Annotated in this window: 9 protein-coding genes; 2 read left to right on the top strand and 7 right to left on the bottom strand. The window is 53.6% G+C overall.

The genetic code is table 11. The annotated features are described in order from the left end of the window. Positions 1-456: 456 nt before the first annotated feature. Positions 457-1,017, bottom strand: coding sequence for a TetR/AcrR family transcriptional regulator (locus tag HBA49_RS02215; RefSeq protein WP_005525554.1), 561 nt, complete (start codon positions 1,015-1,017; stop codon positions 457-459). A 149-nt stretch (positions 1,018-1,166) separates the two neighbouring features. Between HBA49_RS02215 and HBA49_RS02210 the strand changes: the two genes are divergently transcribed. Further along, positions 1,167-2,198 (top strand): hypothetical protein, encoded by a 1,032-nt coding sequence (locus HBA49_RS02210; RefSeq protein ID WP_005525764.1) that lies wholly within the window; start codon positions 1,167-1,169, stop codon positions 2,196-2,198. Positions 2,199-2,201: 3 nt separating this feature from the next. Here the strand turns inward: HBA49_RS02210 and HBA49_RS02205 are convergent, their stop codons facing one another. After that, positions 2,202-3,458, bottom strand: a complete 1,257-nt coding sequence (locus tag HBA49_RS02205; RefSeq protein WP_005526490.1) for a tetratricopeptide repeat protein — start codon at positions 3,456-3,458, stop codon at positions 2,202-2,204. 624 nt (positions 3,459-4,082) lie between these two features. On the opposite strand from HBA49_RS02205, the gene HBA49_RS02200 reads away from it, so the two are divergent. Next, entirely contained in the window at positions 4,083-4,370 is a 288-nt protein-coding gene (locus HBA49_RS02200; protein WP_005526525.1) for a hypothetical protein, read from the top strand. Positions 4,371-4,540: 170 nt separating this feature from the next. On the opposite strand, the gene HBA49_RS02195 is transcribed toward HBA49_RS02200, so the two are convergent. From HBA49_RS02195 to HBA49_RS02175, 5 genes are all read right to left on the bottom strand, one after another. Then, positions 4,541-5,293, bottom strand: coding sequence for an ATP-binding protein (locus HBA49_RS02195; protein ID WP_005526005.1), 753 nt, complete (start codon positions 5,291-5,293; stop codon positions 4,541-4,543). Positions 5,294-5,688: 395 nt separating this feature from the next. Then, on the bottom strand, positions 5,689-7,350 hold the full coding sequence (locus HBA49_RS02190; protein ID WP_005525547.1) for a hypothetical protein: 1,662 nt from the start codon (positions 7,348-7,350) through the stop codon (positions 5,689-5,691). A gap of 230 nt (positions 7,351-7,580) precedes the next feature. Continuing rightward, positions 7,581-8,564, bottom strand: coding sequence for an AAA family ATPase (locus tag HBA49_RS02185; protein ID WP_050773710.1), 984 nt, complete (start codon positions 8,562-8,564; stop codon positions 7,581-7,583). A 121-nt stretch (positions 8,565-8,685) separates the two neighbouring features. Beyond that, positions 8,686-10,257 carry an ApeA N-terminal domain 1-containing protein gene (locus HBA49_RS02180; protein ID WP_005525955.1) on the bottom strand — a complete coding sequence of 524 codons (1,572 nt, stop codon included), beginning with the start codon at positions 10,255-10,257 and terminating at the stop codon, positions 8,686-8,688. Positions 10,258-10,435: 178 nt separating this feature from the next. Next, positions 10,436-13,981, bottom strand: coding sequence for a DUF499 domain-containing protein (locus tag HBA49_RS02175; protein ID WP_005526420.1), 3,546 nt, complete (start codon positions 13,979-13,981; stop codon positions 10,436-10,438). Positions 13,982-13,987 lie beyond the last annotated feature (6 nt).

The raw sequence follows: 13,987 nt of genomic DNA, 5'->3' as shown, positions 1-13,987 counted from the left end.
CGTAGTAATGACAAGATCACGCAAGGCTTCACAAATGCTGAGCTGGACTTTGCGTTTTACCGCTCTCCCCCACCAGGCGTTTCGGATATCTGCTACCCAGAATTCAAGCTCAGCACCAATGAAGCCCAGCTTGTAGCATTTTGCCTAAGCTCCAAAACTCGCCCAACGCACCTCAGGAACCCTGGCTTTCTTGGGAAGTGGAGCTTAGAGCATCTACTACCATCGCTCCCAAGAGACCCATAACAGAAAACCACCCTGCAGCACATGTGCTGAGCTTGGGTTTCGGGATTATGGAACTCTTAAACGTCCTGGAAGAATTCGGAGCTCAGGCTGTAGCGTTACTTTCAAGCTCCTTTTCCACCCTGAACGATCCGAATCCCCACAACTCCCGAAGGAAGTAGAGCTTAGAGAATGTACTGCACCACCTTACTCACTAAAGCTGGAGTTCCCCCTCCCCTACTCCGCCCGCACCCCGCGGAGGTAGACGTCGATAAGCCATTCGCGCCCTTCGGGCAGATCAAAGAAGGGAGTGTCCGGCAGGGGCCGCGTCACTATGGCTAACCCGATCTGGAATTGCAGAACAGTCATGTCGGGGCCAACGAACCCGGCGGCTTTCGCCCGATCCAGCACTGCTTCTGCCTGGCCCAGCACGTGGGCGCGTGTCGCCTTGATCTGCTCGACGATCTCTTCTATGCCGGGGGTCTCGACCATGCGCATGGCAAACGTGGCGATCTTCTGCCGGGCAACGGCATGCGCGTAGTTCCGCCACGCCTGCTCGGGGTCCGCGTCCCAGGTTTCCAAGCATTCCGCTATTGCAGCCTCCGCCTCTTCCGCGGTTTCTTGCACAATGCCCAACAGCAGGTCTTCCCTGGTGGGAAAGTTGCGGTACAGGGTGGCGATGCCCACGCCAGCGGTTGACGCAATGGTGCGCAGGGACACGTCTGACCCTTGTTGGGCGATGAGGAATCTGGCGACCCGGAGTATTTCTTGTCGGTTTTCTTGCGCATCTTTCCGCATGGCGTGCAGCTATCCTTCCCAGTTTTCCGCAATAAGCTCGGTGTTTCTCGTTACGCTTGCATTTTACTATACGGAGCGTTATGCTCCATATAAATCGGAACGAAATGCTCCACTAAAGATAGTTTCAAGGCATCGAAGGAGACCATTCCATGTCCATCACAACCGCGCCCACCAGCGCAAAGACAGCCGAACCCACCACGGCAACTATCAACACCAACGCCGCCGAAAACACCACGGCCAGCAAGCAATATCTCAAGCTCGCCGGCCTCATCCTGGGGTTGAGCACCATTCTGCTGCTCATGTTGTTGTCATTCGTCACGCCACTGCTGAACTCCGGGGCAAAGGATTTGCCGCTCGCGGTCGGCGGCCCCAACATGGTGACCACCAAAATCACCCAGGGTCTGGAGGCCAAATCTCCTGACGCCTTCGCCGTCACCAGCTACAGCACCGCCGAGGAAGCCACCGAGGCCGTGCGAAACCGGGAGGCTATCGGCGCCATCACCGCAGGTCCCGACGGCATCACCATTGTGACGGCCAGCGCCGCCGGCACCCCCTATTCCACCATCTTGAAGCAGATCGGCGAGGGCCTGTCCCAAACCGGCCAGCCCATTCACTACACCGACGTCGCACCCCTCACCGCGAAGGACCCGTCCGGTTCCGCCATCAGCATGCTGGCACTGCCCATGATTTTCGGCGGCATGTCCTCAGCAGTCGCCTTCAGCACCGTGTTTAAAAAGTCCCGCCGCAAGCAGATCATTGGCGCAATCGGGGTAGCAATCCTGGGCGGCCTCATCGCTTCGGCAACCCTGTACTTCGGGTTTGACGCTTTCGACGCAAACTTCTGGCCCACCACAGCCATCATTATGCTGGGCATCGCCGCGATTTCCCTCACCGTTTTGGGCCTGAATTCCCTGCTTGGGTTCGCGGGCATCGGCCTGGGCGCCGTCCTAATGCTGTTCGTCGCCAACCCGCTGTCCGGCCTAGCCACCGGCGCCGCTTGGCTGCCCAGCCCGTGGGGCACGCTCGGCCAATACCTGCCGCTTGGGGCCGCCGGCACCGCCATTCGCTCCTCCGCGTTTTTCGACGGCGCCGCCATGGGGCAACCCGTCACCGTCCTGGTGTGCTGGATCGCGGTTGGTCTCGGGTTAGCGGCCGCCGGCGCGTGGCGGGCTCGTCGATAAGCTTTACGACGCCTGACGCAGCGCGATTCGCAGCAAATATAGGGGAAACATCGGCGCAAAGAACATGAGGAGCCCAACGAGCGTCATCACGTTGGGGTCCCCGAAACCCTGAAGCGCGGTGCGTGCAACCGGCACGAAACACAGCGCGGGAACCACTTGCGACAGGCGTAACGCCAACCGCAGGAGCAGGTTCCCGCGCAATAATTGTGCGTAACCCAATGGGGCGGCATCGCGCCGAAGCCGACGATCCCACAGCCTGGCGACCACGAGCATACCCACCACCCCCACAATGGCAGCACACAATCGAAGTGTGGCGGGCAAATAGAGCAGCGGCAGGCTGAGCCATGCCACCATCGCCATGCCTTTCACAATGATTGTGTGCTTGTGAAAATTGTGCAGCAGCTGCCGGCCCTCCGGGGGAAGCAGCATGGGGAATGCGCCATAGTCGTCATCGAGCAGGTCCAGGGCGGCCTGCATGAGCATGCAGCCCCGCAGGTCGGCGAACTCATCGTCTTCGGACAGGCCCATGCGCGCCATGAAGTGGGGAAACGATGCCAGGAATTCCCGCAGCTCCGCCCACATTTGCGCCATGTCAGCACGGTCCCGATCGGTGAGCGGCCGGTCCAATTCCGCCAGATAGTCCCGCAACACCGCCACAGCTCGGGGTTGCGGGTGGGTATCCGTCAGAAATTCCCGGGCGGCATCCAGCTGGCCCAGAACCAGCATCAACGCCACCCGCAGTGTCGCCACCGCCGCCGGGTCCGCGCCCAAGGTCTCCGCCTGGCCCAGATGTGCTTTGGCCTCCGCCTCCAGGGATTCTAGTTCCGCACCGCCCACCGCATATAGGGTCAGGTTAATAATCAACCGGGTGGCAATCAGATATGATACCGACAGCTTGGGCTCGACGGCGATTGCTTGACGAACCGCGTCCAAGGCCAACCGATGGTCGGCCACCCGCTCGCAGGCAGCATGTTTTTCGTCCCGGTATCCGATCTTGAGCGCCAGCGCCGCCACGTTGACGAGTATCGAGGCATCCCGCGACCCAGCGCGCACTACCTGCCGAAATATGGTTATCGCCTCAGCAAAGTCCTCCGGTTCTTGCACCTCCAGGCACACCACCCGAGCGAGCATGAGCAGCCGGCGTGGATCATCATAATATTCGGGAGGCAGGGTGGTCAGGACCCGTTTGGCCCCGGCAAGGTCCCCGTTTTCCATGAATAGGTGGGCGGTGATGAGTCCTTGCAGCAGGGTTTTGTCCATACCAAAATCGTATTTTCCCGGAGGGATAAATAGCAATGACGAATATTAATGGGGTCGGTGGGGAGCGAAGGTTTGATGGGGGCTACTACAGCGTTTGGGAAGGTATGCTCTGGGCGAATCGGTCGGGTTTCGTGATATAGTGGGGGCGGCAGCTAAGGATAGTATCCTTGCTACTAATATAAAACAACCCCTACCAGGTCGGTTGCCCTTTCCCGGTAAGGGTTGCGGGTCTACGACCCTATACAGTGAAGTATCTCAGTGATGAGTTTCACTGTTGCGGTCGCAAAGATGATGATCTTGTACGCCAATTTTGCTTTGGACCGCTCATTGGCTGCAAGATCATTATTATTATTACGACCGGGTGATCGATCAGGGTGTTTATTGTGTTTACCCATGACAATCCTCCATCATCGTTAGGCGGTCCGCTCGCCGAAACAGCTACACGGTCCACCCGCACGCGCGCGGGCCTACCGCGCAGCGACGAGGAAGGTGTTCCCCACACTCAACCCGCATAGGGAACACACCAATTCCTACTGTAACATTTCACTCCACTCACCCCAGGTATCAACCGTTCTATAATTGCTGGTAATAACCACAGCTATTCAAGTCACACAGGTAATGACAATGGATTTCAAATTAAAGATCTTTGTGTATCTCGACGATTCGCTCCCCACCCCGGAGGCAATTTTACTCGTTCGTCAGGTGCTTTCGCAGAATCCTGTTTTTGCAGGTATCACACCCGATATTTCTCCAGCCTCGTTGCATCGCCTTTGTATCACTTTCACGTTTCCTGCCGAAACCACAGGTCAGGCCGATAAGAAGGCAGATGAGTTCGTCCAATCTCTCCTGGAATGCACCAGTGCTATCACCGATGAGATCCGTGAAGGTAGCAATGTTTTATCGTACGCCTAAGCCCTGCCAGTCTATAGCCCGTTAACCAGGCAAAATAGCAGCACCTCTTGCTCAAGCATGCTCGACATTTCTCGACGCTCGGCACGCTAACACGCTCAAGGCTTCTTTGTCACAGCGTTCCTGCCACGGGTACGCCGACTGTTGCGGAAGCTTTTCCGCAGGTTACAAGGTTATTGCCGTGCTCGCCCCAATTCTGCGGTCAGGTGCCGCGCCCAGGAAACAGGGGCATTGGTCAGCATGACGTGCTCGGCGACGCTACCGGCCACTGTGGAAATTTCCGCATGGCTGAGCCCGTCTGCCGCGGTCAGCACCGACGCCCACGAGATATTCCGCAGGTCAAACATGGCAAGCTGCCCCTCGATGATCGCCCGCGCCTCGTCGCTTGTGGGCAACCCAAAGTTCACGATGCGGTCACACTGCTCAAAAATCACGCCGTCAAGCAGCCGGGGGCGATTGCTTGCCACAATGATGACGCTTTTCGACGTGTCCTGCATCAGGAACTGCTGGAGCATGACCAGAATCCACCGGTTATCCTCGGTAAACTCGGCCACCCCATCGAAGACGAACACGCCATAGGTTTGCATCAATGTGTCCAGCACCTGCCGGAATTCCGCCTCGCCCTCATCCTTGGGATGGGTGGTGAGCAGGTCGAGTCGCACCGTGTAGAGCGGCACTCCAAGCTCACCCGCCAAGGCTTGGGCTGTCGACGTTTTCCCAGTACCGGGCGGGCCGGTGAACAGGAGTCGGCGGACCGGCTGTAGGCCGTGGAAGGTGATTTTGTCCCATTGTCGTTGTTCCATGACAACGTTCCAGAGTCGCCGACGGTTTTCTATTGTGAGCACCAAGTCGCTGAGTTGCGCATTGGGATAGCTGACGGATAGCAGGGATTCTGGGTCACCGCCATAGTGGTTATGGTCAGTCATGTCTGTTACACACCTTATGTTCTGATCTTTCTTTGCGAGAACACCTTTCTACCTCCCATACTACAGTGGATATAACCAGAAGGATTAATGCCCCCGCCGCGAATAAAATTACCCGCAGCTGACACAGCTGCGGGTGGTAGCCAAATGGAATATATAGTTCAAAGAGCGCTAGGTTTTTGTGATGAATAAGCATGCCTGAAGCATCACTGACTCACCAACATTTACTGCTCCACTTCAATAGTCACCTTGTTGGCCACATTAATGGGAGTCCACAGATCAACATCGACTTCTGGCGCCTCGATACTGAAGATCAGTGAGTAGGAGAATCCCTACCTAAGCCCTGATCCGGGGTGAGCTTCGGCCTAAAACCAGAACCCACCACACTTCTGCATGGTTTAAGTTTTAGACTGTTCTGCTTTATCAACCGCAAATGCGATAAGACTATCCAGCATGGTCACTACTTTCTCCAGCAGCAACACGAAGTATTCCTGAGTGGTTTTACCATTCAGTTGTTCATCAAGATATTTTTGTCCGTTGCTCCCGGAGGCATGGGCAGCTATTCGAGAACGCATCGTCTGAACAGTCCGCAATACCGAGATATCCCGTTCAACGTGAGGATATGAATAGTGTTTGAGGAAGTATTCCAACTTAGAGATGCCTCCTTTTTCATCTTTGGCTTCTGGGCACTGCTTGACAATAGATTTCTCGTTAAGAAGGTCAACCAAGACTAAAGCAAGGTTGAGTAACTGCTGCTTAAATTCTGCTTCTATTTCATTGAGCGGAACTCGCAGACGCTTTATCGCTCCGGCATCTTGTTTGGCAGGCTCCCGGTGTAGTCGCCAGCCCCAAGCTTGTTCCCATACTTTCTGAAGCTCAGAGTATTTATGTTTAAACTGATGCTCTGGGTTATCACTTTCAACAAACTGCCCCAAAAATGAACGACGTATACCCGATTCGCTCATACTATAAATCGGAGGAACATTATAACTTAACCAATGCTGCCGATGGCCAGATGGAATATAGCGCCCAATATCTCCAAGAAACACAGAAACGACATTTAGGTTGTTATTGTCAATTTGAACTCTCCACTTCCGCGCACACGCAAGATACCCATCACTAACACTATATAGTTTTGAGTCATCATAGTAACGCTGCAAAACATCTTTTTTAAAAAAGACCGGTGTAAGATAATGCGGCGCATCAGGATTCTTACCGAAATAATTAGCAAGCTTATCAGGATCACAGGTATATTCTATTGGATGGCCATACTTATCCTCACCAATAATAAATTCTAGATACTTTTTTTGTTTGTTCTCAAATGGCCAAATTCCGCATTCTTCCTGTGGCGGTGGAGGTAAAATTCGCTTTATGAGAACACGAGAACAACTGCCATTACCAGGTGTTTTATCATTAACAACACTTAAGGACACACGATTTAAACCATCTTTTGTTTTCTTTATAAAAGAAAGATTTTGCAATGATTCAGCCGGCACACGAAATTGCGTATAAACAACAGAATCAGTAACCAAAACAAGAGCTAGCTGCCGCGCCGCCTGGTAACAACACAGAATTGAAGTACGGATCTCCACCTTCTCAGCAGTAAATCGAACCGTCAATTCTTTAGAATCATCATCACTAATCATATAAAAATCCCCAGATTCTGGATCTTGCCAAAGATTCATCAGGAGACGAAATTCTTCAGATAATAATAGAGAATTTGGCTCAACCCCATGAAAATCTTGCACAATAATGAGAGGTTCAAATTCTGGAGCTTTATTATTTCGACGATAAGTTAATATATCTTCACCATTTTGACGATTTACCACGAAGCCAGGTAATCCTTCATCGCATCTCAAATCCCATTCATCATGGCTAATAATTTTCTCACACTGATTGGGTTGGGCGAAATAAGCATATCTACCCCCATTAGAGTGATCTTGGTTGTACCATTCATCATAAACAACAGTCCACCCATCTTCATCATTAACAAAACTGTCATAAATCATGTCTTCTTGCTTGAGCAATTCAAGGGCTTCATTAGCAGAATCATCATTCATCTTGCGTTTCCAATCTGTCTATCCACAAGAAACTCTACAAAGCTTCTAACCCAGTATATCGTGCATTTTCCCACGAAACGTTCACTCAATAAATCACATCATCATTGATCGGCCCCCAATCCCAACCCCAATGTCACCCGCCACCCACAAACTCACGCACCACCTAGACGCCAGGCCCAAACATCAAGTGCCCTCATCCACGACTCCTCCACCCATGGAAGCCAAACCCCCTAAACTCCCTCCCCCTTCCCAAACTTCCTCCGTTCTTCCAGTTCGTGGCATAGGTATTCTGTCCATTCCTCAAAGTCCCCGGCGCTTTTGCCGATTTTTCCGTTGAGGACTGCGCGTTTAACTGCGTTTGTGGCCGCCACAGCCAGGTCCGCGTGGCTTAGCCCGTCTGCTGCCGCCACGATGGGCTCCCATGAGGCTTTCATTGGGGTAAATACCGCAAGCCGGTTTTCAATCACCGACCGAATTTCGTCCCCACTAGGCAGTTCAAACTTGATGACTTGATCGAATCTGCGAAGCGTTGCGTACCCAAACGATTGTGGGTGATTTGTTGCCACAATGATGAGATTGTTCAAGTAATCATCTTCCACGAATTGCAGAAGCAGGTTGATTGCCTGCCGTGCCCCGCCACCGTCAGCAGTGATCGCATCAACCTCGTTAAACAGGTAAACTCCCCTGGTCTCCTGGGATATATCAATAATGCTGCGTAGTTTTGTCGCAGCATCCCCTATAGGCATATCAAGCCGAACCGAGATAAGCGGCAGATTGAGCTCACCCGCAAGTGCCTTGGCAGCCAGCGTTTTCCCAGTGCCGGAAGGCCCGATAAATAGTAACTGTTGCACTGGCCGTAGGTTATAAAGCATCAGTTTGTCCCGTTGGCGTTGCTCTACCACCACGTTATGCAGCTGCTTTTGGTTGTCCGGCGACAGTGTCATGTTGTTGAGCCGAACGTCGGGATAACTGATTGTGGCGAAGGACTCCAGCTCACCCCGCGTTTTAATCGTCGCCAGCTGCGCTTCGTGATGAGTTTTTCGACGCAGTTCTGTCACCAAATCCCGCAGTTCTTGCGCAAACTGGGTATGCCCCAAGCGTGCAGCTTTTGCAGCTATTTGCATTGCTATGGTGTAGAACTTCTTGTCGTCACCATCAGCATGGCTCTGGACCAGTTCTATTATGTCATCGTTTGCCGACACTATCTCACTCATCCGCCTTAGTCATAGAAGCACCTAAACATCCATGTAGTGATTCTTATAATACCGCCTTACGCTAGAAAACACCTGCTCAAGCTTTACGACGCATCGTTGCCCCGCTGGTGCGGGGCAACGATTATGAAGTTGGTAGATTCTTTATGGATTCCAGTAACGGACGGACTTTAGAACAGTAATACACCATGGTCGAAATTTTGGGATGTATATTTAGCGCATTACAGATTGCCTCTGATGAAACACCTAATTCATTCAGCAAAACAAGATATGTTACTAAATGTGCGGATACCGCAATAGCATTGCGATCTGATATTGATAGAGTTCCGACATAACGCTTTATTTCATCTGAGATAGTATTGTTGTTTCGTCCATCTTGTGGCCCAGCATGTGCCGCTCGGTGACGAACATTTGCCGCAAGTTCTGCCCATATCTCAATATCATCGTCAAACTTAATTTGATTCCGAATCTTCTGCGGCAAAAGAGAATACAAATCTTCTAATCTCTCTTTCAAGTTTCCCTTTTTACCAAGAAGGCATCGTTTATGGAAACTTTCTATTGCTGCAAGAATTTGACTTATATATTCTTCCATATAGTTAGAGGAATAACCACAAAAACTAATCAAGATATTCCAAGAATCAAAAGCCCCATAGTTGTTCGTTAAACGCTCTCGCTCCTTTAGGAAATTCTCCAGAGAAATATCATTGAGAGTGAAAACCACATCTAGCTGTTCATGATGTTCATTTGGTCTTGCAACTTCACCCAAATTCACCAGTAAACTTCCATGTTCATTATCATGTTGCTGTAGTTGAATGTTGGCCACTCCACAAGGTTGGAACATAGCAAGTCGCATCAAATCATATATTGGCACAAACTTATCAATTAAATCTGAAGCAGTCCCTACTAAATCTTTTGGTTCTTCCGTATTCTTTCGGAGTGTAATGCTGACACTTGCTTCAGCAGAGATCGTAAGCGTTAAACCGTGACGCTGGCGTTTCAGTATCGAGTTAAGGTTGAGCCAAGGAGTATCTTCAGTAGCTTCACGCCCCCATGGACGAGTCGTTGATAAGTTTATGGAATAGTGCGTATCTTCTGTGCTTCCCTCAAATATTCCCGGCTGGAAGCCACCTGTAACAAGTAACATGTAAGGCATTAAAGATGTTCCATTTTCCGGTTTTTCTCCCGGTCGCCCTACCTTCTCCATTGGACACCACTTTGGCTGCCAAATTTGGCATTCATTGACTAAATAATACAATTCATCAATGTAAAAAGTAGCTTTTGTGAAGATCTTTTCTTCAGGCAGAATATGACCATCCACATATACTTGCACTGAATGCCAATGCTCTTCTTTAGTTCTTACCGATGAAAGGCCAACCGAATAATTGCCTCTTTGAGCATCCCAAATCGAATACTTTTTACCTTCCCTCGTTTTAAGAAATATCACCGGAATAGATGAGATCTCCTCAGCAAGTGTGATAATACCAAAATCGGCATTACTCGTTCCTTCTAATGAGGTAAACCTACGCATTTGGTCCGCAGGGACATCTTTATCGGAAAACCCGGGGCATAATCCACCCATTAATTCGATCTCAGCCCCCTTGGCTGGATCCCATTCCAAAACAACTGGCACCCTGTTATCTGGTTTTTCCGGTAAGAAAAACCACCCTAAGACCTCATGATGTTCATATATATTCATACTATAAATTCCTCCATTCACTTATGCGAATTGTTTTTCCAATTTCATCAGTAAGCGCAGGGCGCCCACACACCCACACAATCACCAGCGCGCAGGCACCCTACTTTTACTTGAGCCAAGACCGGGGCCGCAACCGGCACCCCGACCCTACTCACTCATAATCTCCCTACCCTAGCTACTACCCCCTCTCAAACCCGTAGTACCCAAATTTGAGTGTTTGGGAGTTTTCGCTGATGATGCGTTTTTCGGTTTCGGTGAATCCTTTGGGTTTGGTGGCGTGGATGTTCATGGTTATTTCAAGGTCGGCACCGCTGCCGGCTAGCCGGTCGATGACTTCTTCGATGATGTTGTTGACCATGCGCACGTACCGGTCGGAGTTGATGACGACGGAGCCGGTGTAGTGGGTGTCCGGTAACTCCACGACCGTCGGGCCACCAGAAAGCCCGCCAGAACCAACAGATGCGTTTGGTGATGGTCGCGTCCCAACAGTAGATGGTTCACCATGGTAAGAAGCCGTAAGAGTTTCCCCATCTGATAGGTCACCCCGCAATACCGCTTGGTCTCTCGACCCCTCAGCTCCACTCCCCTGCTCCGCGGCAGCCTGCTGCGCCGCCAGTTCTGCTTCGGCGGCTTCGGCGTCAGCCTGTGCTTTGGCCACTTCCCACTTGACCACAAGTGTGTTGTCGGTAATGACTGGTGCGGTGGCGGCGCTGGATGGCGGCAGGATGAGTCCCTGATAATGGGCCGCTCCCTCCCTGGCAGCCCCGGCAGCCAGACCACTCCGCGCACCCAGGCCGCCCAGACCCTGCCCGAAATCTCCACTGTCCTTCCCCGTGGCCAGCGCGAACTGTTCCCCTGGCATAAGCATGACGTCGATGACCGACCGGAGGGCGTCGTCAAGCACGGTTCGGGAGGCCAGGCGGGGCATGTAGGCGTATTGGGTGAAGTATCCCCACAGGTCACCGACGGTCATGTCATCCACGCGATCCCATAGCGCACCCAATTCGCTGTGCAGGGTCATGCCCAGCATGGTGGGGGCGAGTTCGGTAATCAGTTGGCCGTCACGCTTGATCTTGGTGAACACGCGCTCGGTGAGTGTTTTGCCATCAGAGTCGGAGGTTTTTTCGGCTGCCAGTTCAAAGGGCCGGGTGGGATCAATTTGTTCGGGGTAGACCATCCACATGTAGGTGCTACGAATGTTGCTGTTAATGGTGTCGTTGAGTCGTTTCACCCAGCTGTCGGCCTGGTTGCTTTGCTGCTTGGACAGGTTGAGTTGTTCCGCGCTGTCTTGCACCATTTTCCACCCCAGGTAGTTGCGAGTGGTGTTTTCGAGGCATTCCAGCTCGTCGGAGTCGGCAACCAGGAATACCAGCGTGTTACGGTGGGTTCGTTGTGCCGCACCTTTGGATTCCACCGCGGCGCGAATCCACTTGACTACCTCGGATTCCGCCCCATCTTTCTTGCGACGCCGCAGCCGGGGGTGCACGATCACGAGCCGAACAGTATCCATGTCGGGAATATCGGCGGCAGTGTCGGGCGCGATGTGGATGTGGCTAAAGAAACCCCGACCTTTGCCCTCCGCGGCTTTCAACCTGCGGACGATTTCGTTCCATGCGGTGTCCGGGTCTTCCCGCAGCTGTTCCGCATGGTCGCGCGCGGCTTTCGCCACCGACGGCTGGGTGTCGAACCAGTACAAGCCTTGTTCTTCGTAGAAGTAGGTGGAGCGTTGGGAAATCTGTTCGACCGCGGTGCCGAAGTTGCCGAGCGGATCGCCAGGGATTGCGGTGCCCAACCACAAATATTGCTTGTCCAGGCCCTTGTGTGAGGTTTTGCTGCGCGGGGCCGCCCCGATGAAGATGGTGCGGGCGATGCGTTGCGTGATCGACCGTTCTCCCAGCGCGGGACGGTCCGCGTCGATACGCTGCGCGGTGGAGCCAACGCCGTCAATGTCGGAGTCGATGATGGGTTTCCACTGGTCTTCCAGGTATTGGGTGAGGTCGGTATTCACCCGGGTGGCGGACAACGGCACATTGCCGGGCAAGATCAGCGGCGCAGCATCATTATTATTGACCCAGAGTTCGTGCACGATAGAAGACACGAGTTTGAGCACGCCACGGGTGCGTTGAAACCGCTCCAGGGTGGACCAGTCCTCATAGAGCCGATCCAGCAGTTCGGGGTGCAGCGGGTAGGAGGCCCGAATGCGGTGTTCGTAGTCGTTGGTGGTGGCCACGTCCCGCGGGAATGAGGGCGCATTATTGCGGTACATGGTGACGAATTGGCGGGCCACCACCGCGATGTCGGCGAGGCCTTGCGCGTCGGGTTCTTTGAAGAGTCGCCGGCGCACGATTTCGAAGGATTCGTCCCGGCTTGAGGGTCGCCACTGGTCAGCAACGCGCCGGATCACGTTCTGCAACCGTTCGAGGGCGAGCTGCCCATTGGTGCCGCCGACCTCGATGTCAGTACCGCGCCCGTCTTTCCCACCGTCAGAGGCGGGGATGGACACCACCAGCATTGCCCCGGGGATGCCCCGCACGGTCTCCGTTAATGATTGCGCGAAAGTGAATTGAGTATCGAACGAGCCTGCGGGCAGTTCCTTATCGGTGACGAGTTGGCGCGCGTACGCCACCCATTCGTCGATCAGGATGAGGACCGGTCCGTGAGCGCTAATGAGTGTGTGCAATGCTTCGCCGGGGTTAGTGCCGGACCTGTCCGCACCGGCAACAATGTTGTAAGCTTCCCGACCACCCAGCTGCCACGCGAGCTCGCCCCACAGCGTGTGCACCTCGGTGCCGTCTTCCTTGATGCTTGGCGAGCCAGCCTGCAAATACGTGCCCACCAGGGTGACGCGCCGCACCCCCAAAGTGTCTAGTTCCGGGTTGCCGGCGTCCTGAATCAGGTCCTGTATTTCCTGCGGAAAATCGTCCTTCTTGGTGCCGCTAAACAGGTGGTAAAGGGCCAGCATGGAGTGGGTTTTGCCGCCACCGAAGTTGGTTTGCAGATTCACCACCGGACTGGCGTTGGCGTCCCCGCTAAGGCGTCGCAAAGCACGGGTGAGCAGGTCCCGCAGCCCCTCGGTCAGGTAGGTGCGGCTGAAAAACTCGATCGGGTCGCCGTATTCGCTGCTCGCCTGCCCCTTGCTCACGTCGTAGAGGTCGGCGGCGAATTCGGACGCGGTAAAGTCGCCGCGCGCCACATCGTCGTGCGGGTGAATGATTTCCCGCCACGGTTTCAGCCCCTTACTTGCGCTTATCGACGCCGTGTTCGTGGGCTTTGACCGCTTCCGGGTCCGGTCCTCGTACACCGTACGCTGCAGGTCTTCGCGTAGTTTACGCACGTCATTGGCGGAATCCATCGAGTTGACCGCCCGCAACAGGCGTTCGATCGTGTCCAGGGCGCGGCTCGTATCGTCAGAGTTGAATGCACCGCCGTGCGCCCACTCGTTTCGGGTATCCCGCAGTTCCGACGCTAAACTTTGCTGCCCGCGGGACAGTTCCCTGCTGAACTCCCGACCGTATTCAGTGATCGCCCGCAGCTGCACCTGCGGGTCGGTTTTCTCCAGCCTGCGGCGCTCCCGGCCGTAACGCTGCGCGTCCTGGGCGGCCATCCGTTCTGGCCAATCACTGGTGTGAAAATACCTGGTCATCACCTCGTCCACAAGGTCATGCAGCCCCTCCTGGAGCAGGTCGAATGCTCTGGTGATGCGTTCCCGGTTATTGAGTGCCATGATTCA

Source organism: Corynebacterium matruchotii (assembly GCF_011612265.2).
Taxonomy (GTDB): domain Bacteria; phylum Actinomycetota; class Actinomycetes; order Mycobacteriales; family Mycobacteriaceae; genus Corynebacterium; species Corynebacterium matruchotii.
The sequence above is the reverse complement of the archived record's forward strand: the minus strand, read 5'-3'. Positions and strand labels throughout refer to the sequence as shown.

Coding starts and splice junctions, on each gene's coding strand:
- HBA49_RS02215 (WP_005525554.1), bottom strand. CDS start 1,017: ATGCGGAAAGATGCGCAAGAAAACCGACAAGAAATACTCCGGGTCGCC.
- HBA49_RS02210 (WP_005525764.1), top strand. CDS start 1,167: ATGTCCATCACAACCGCGCCCACCAGCGCAAAGACAGCCGAACCCACC.
- HBA49_RS02205 (WP_005526490.1), bottom strand. CDS start 3,458: ATGGACAAAACCCTGCTGCAAGGACTCATCACCGCCCACCTATTCATG.
- HBA49_RS02200 (WP_005526525.1), top strand. CDS start 4,083: ATGGATTTCAAATTAAAGATCTTTGTGTATCTCGACGATTCGCTCCCC.
- HBA49_RS02195 (WP_005526005.1), bottom strand. CDS start 5,293: ATGACTGACCATAACCACTATGGCGGTGACCCAGAATCCCTGCTATCC.
- HBA49_RS02190 (WP_005525547.1), bottom strand. CDS start 7,350: ATGAATGATGATTCTGCTAATGAAGCCCTTGAATTGCTCAAGCAAGAA.
- HBA49_RS02185 (WP_050773710.1), bottom strand. CDS start 8,564: ATGAGTGAGATAGTGTCGGCAAACGATGACATAATAGAACTGGTCCAG.
- HBA49_RS02180 (WP_005525955.1), bottom strand. CDS start 10,257: ATGAATATATATGAACATCATGAGGTCTTAGGGTGGTTTTTCTTACCG.
- HBA49_RS02175 (WP_005526420.1), bottom strand. CDS start 13,981: ATGGCACTCAATAACCGGGAACGCATCACCAGAGCATTCGACCTGCTC.